The 2,714-nt window shown below is 72.7% G+C and carries 2 protein-coding genes; both read right to left on the bottom strand.

Features of this window, described 5'->3' with window-relative positions; translation table 11 throughout:
- Positions 1-143: 143 nt before the first annotated feature.
- Complete coding sequence (locus FV222_RS22280) at positions 144-842, bottom strand: TetR/AcrR family transcriptional regulator (RefSeq protein WP_238272260.1); 699 nt, start codon at positions 840-842, stop codon at positions 144-146.
- A gap of 211 nt (positions 843-1,053) precedes the next feature.
- The gene (locus tag FV222_RS22275; protein ID WP_246685602.1) at positions 1,054-2,616 is read right to left on the bottom strand and encodes a glucan biosynthesis protein; all 1,563 of its coding nucleotides are present in this window, start codon (positions 2,614-2,616) and stop codon (positions 1,054-1,056) included.
- Positions 2,617-2,714 lie beyond the last annotated feature (98 nt).

Here is a 2,714-nt window from a genome sequence, read left to right as displayed (position 1 = left end):
CGCCCCCGCCGGGCTGCCCGTTCCATCCGCGCTGTCCCGCCGCCATCGCCGTCTGCCGGACGGAGCTGCCGCTGCCCCGCCCGGTCGGAGCCGCGCACACGGTCGCCTGCCATCGGGACCGGGGGGCGTTCGGGTAAGGGCGGTCAGCCCGCCGCCTGCCCCCGCGCCGCCGCATCCGCATGGATCGCCCGGAACAGAGCCGGCGCTCCGCACATGAAGACGGACACGTCGTCGGCGAGGATCGGGCCGACATCCTCGGGCGTCGGCAGGTTGTACACGTACTTGCGCACGGCGATGTAGAACACCTTGCCGTGCAGCGCCCAGACCGCCTCGATCTCGCGCTCCTGCAGCGGCAGCGCGTCCGGCGGTTCGAGGCCGAACTCGGCGCGCAACTCGGCGCAGACCGGCAGGATCAGGGCCTCGCGCACGATGGCGAGGTAGCGGGGGGTGATGTCGACCGAGCGAAGGCCCGCGAAGACGAAGATCCGCACCCATTCGTAGTCGAAGATCCGCGCGGCGTATTCGCGGTAGAACTGGACCAGCCGCGCCTCGAGCGGCCGGCTGCGATCCCGCACCATCGGTCCCCAATCCGGGTTCCAGCGGGCGACGAAGACCTGGTCGTAGACCCGTTCGATCAGGGCCTCCTTGGTCGGGAAGTAGCGGAAGATCGCCGAGTGGGTGATGCCCATACGCGCGGCGAGCTCGCGGGTCTGCCCGGCAAAGCCCTGCTCGGCGAAGAAGCGCGTGGCCGCCTCGACGATCTGCCGCTCGCGCTCGGCGGCCGGCAGGTGACGGCGTCGGCGCGGCGCCGGTTCCGCCGCTTGGGAATCGTCCTCGTCCACCCTAGCCCCGCTTCGAAGCCGACCTGATTCGCGATACTCGGCCGAGCTTGTCGGCATCGACGCACCGAGAGCAACCTTTGGTCAGTTGTAGCTGCCGGGCTGCGTTCGGTTTCACGCCAGGGTTGCGGCTACGGGCTGACGTGATGCGAACGCGGAGCCGTGCATCCCGCTGGCGGGGAGAGGGGATGACCCCGCCCCCGCCAGCTTGGGCTCACGCCGACGCGTCCCAGGTCTCGCTGATGCGGCGGCGGCCGCGGGTGAGGTGCGCGCGCAGCACCACGTCGCCCGGTGGCAGCGCGGCCGGGGGGCGCCACTCCACGTAGATGCGCCAGCCGCCGGTCTGCGGCACCGGCGCGGCGACGGGGTCGTGCATCGTGCCGGCGCTGGCCGAGACCTCCGCGCCGACGCCCGCACCCTCGGCGTCGAGGGCGCCCTGGGGCAGGTCCGGTCCTGCGAAGTCGATGCAGTACAGCCGCCGACCGGCGATCGGCGGGTCGACCGGACGCAGGCGGTCGGGCGAGCCGACGCGGGTCGAGACCACGCGGGCCAGCGTGCCGGGCAGAGCCGGGACGGGCTCGGCGCCCACCGTGGTCAGCCCGTAGGTCAGCGCGATCGGGTGGCCGGGGCGGACAGGCGCGTCCGGCACGAAGGCCGCCACGATGTTGTCCATGTACTCCTCGACCGAGGGGATCTCGAACAGCTGCACCTGGCCGGCCGCGACCATCTCGAGCTTCGGAGCGCCGGGCTCGACCCACAGCCCCGGCCGCGCCTCGTGCCGCGCCTCGACGTCGAGGTAGGCGGCAAAGTTCCGCTCGCGCTGCATCAGCCCGAAGCCCGAGAGCGGCGCCGCGCGGAAGGACGAGATCTGCGGGCTCGGCCGTCCGTTGACCAGCGGGCGCCACAGCTGGTCAGCGCCGGCGCGCACCACCAGCCCGTCGGAATCGTGCACCTGCGGCCGGAAGTCGTCGAAGGGTTTCGCCCCCCGCTCGCCCGGCCCGTTCTGGCCGTGCAGGAACATGCTGGTCAGCGGCGCGAGGCCGAGCTGCGGGATGCTCTTGCGCGGGTGGAGCGAGGCCGTGACCTGGATGCGCGCCGGATCGCCGGGCGTGATGTCGAAGCGGTAGGCGCCGGCCAGGCTCGGGCTGTCGAGCAGCGAGAGCACGGTGATCGTGCGGGCGTCGTCCTCGGGCTCGCAGATCCAGTGGGCGGTGAAGTCGGGGAACTCCTCGCCGGTGGAAGACCCGGTGCCGATGGCCGCGCCCCGGGCCGAGAGCCCGTATTCCTGGCCCTCGCCGCGCAGGCGGAAATAGGAGGCGCCGAGGAACACCAGGAACTCCTCCTGGAAGCCGCGCGGCCGCCCGGGCGGCGTGTCGCTGGCGGCGAAGTGCAACCGGAAGCCGGCAAAGCCGAGGCCGGCCGGGAAGCTCTGGCCGGCCAGCGCGGTGCCGAGGTCGAACAGGCCGGATTCGTAGGCGATGGGATGCGCTGGCCCGGCCTTCGGCTGCACGAACAGGGCGCAGCGCTTGCGCTGCAGGAAGCCGCGGTGGAACAGCTGCGCGCTGAAGTGTCGCCCGAAGCGCAAGGACGCGGCCGGGCGGAACACGATGGCGCGGTACTGGTCGTAGGTCAGCCCGGCCAGCGCCGGCGGCAGGTCTTCGGGGGGCGCGACGTAGGGTGCGCCGGCCAACCGCTCCGCGAGGCGGGCCACCGTGGCGAAGGTCGTCGGCCCGTCCGTCACCGCCTGGGGCTCCTGTGCCTTGGCCTCTTGCGCCATCGTTCGGGCCTCATTCAGATCGATGACGCTAGGAACGACGCTGCCGACCATCGCGGTCAGGGCCGTGCGAAGAACGCGGCGGCGGGAGGGGGATACGC

Origin of the sequence: Methylobacterium sp. WL103 (assembly GCF_008039885.1) — a bacterium.
GTDB lineage: Bacteria > Pseudomonadota > Alphaproteobacteria > Rhizobiales > Beijerinckiaceae > Methylobacterium > Methylobacterium cerastii.
This window is presented reverse-complemented; position numbering and strand designations above follow the sequence as displayed.

Coding starts and splice junctions, on each gene's coding strand:
- FV222_RS22275 (WP_246685602.1), bottom strand. CDS start 2,616: ATGGCGCAAGAGGCCAAGGCACAGGAGCCCCAGGCGGTGACGGACGGG.